Here is a 482-nt window from a genome sequence, read left to right on the forward strand (position 1 = left end):
TTTGCCTGGACGCGGTTGTATCGCAGCAGTGCCGTGGAAGTGGATTGCGGGTTGGGGTTTGGCTGGAGTCATGCGCTGGCGCAGCGCTTGGTGGTGAGCGGCGAATCGGTGGTGTGGACCGATCACGAAAACCGCAGCACCACCTTTCCCCTGCCCTCTGCTGCACGGCCGGCCATCACCAATAGCCTGGCGGAAGCGGCGATTTATCTGGGTGCTTTGCCGGATGAATGGGTGCTGGCTCAGGCTTCGCTTTTCTACCACTTCCGTGACGGTGTGCTGACGGCGATCAGCGATGCGTATGACAACCGACTGCGCATTGCCCGCGATTATTCCGGGCGGATTCATCGGATCGATAACCATGTTGGCCAGGGATTGCTGCTGCGGTATGAGCGCGGCCATATCGTTGCCGTCGACTATCAGGTGCAGCGGGAGCCGGGCTGGGTCACCGAACAGAACGTTGTTTCCTACAGGTATGACGACGC

At 60.2% G+C, this 482-nt stretch carries 1 protein-coding gene; it reads left to right on the forward strand.

Annotated features, from left to right (window positions below):
• The coding region (locus HX815_RS31495) for a DUF6531 domain-containing protein (RefSeq protein ID WP_256351196.1) at positions 1-482 on the forward strand (482 nt) is incomplete at both ends.

It is taken from the genome of Pseudomonas sp. E6002 (assembly GCF_013385565.1).
GTDB lineage: Bacteria > Pseudomonadota > Gammaproteobacteria > Pseudomonadales > Pseudomonadaceae > Aquipseudomonas.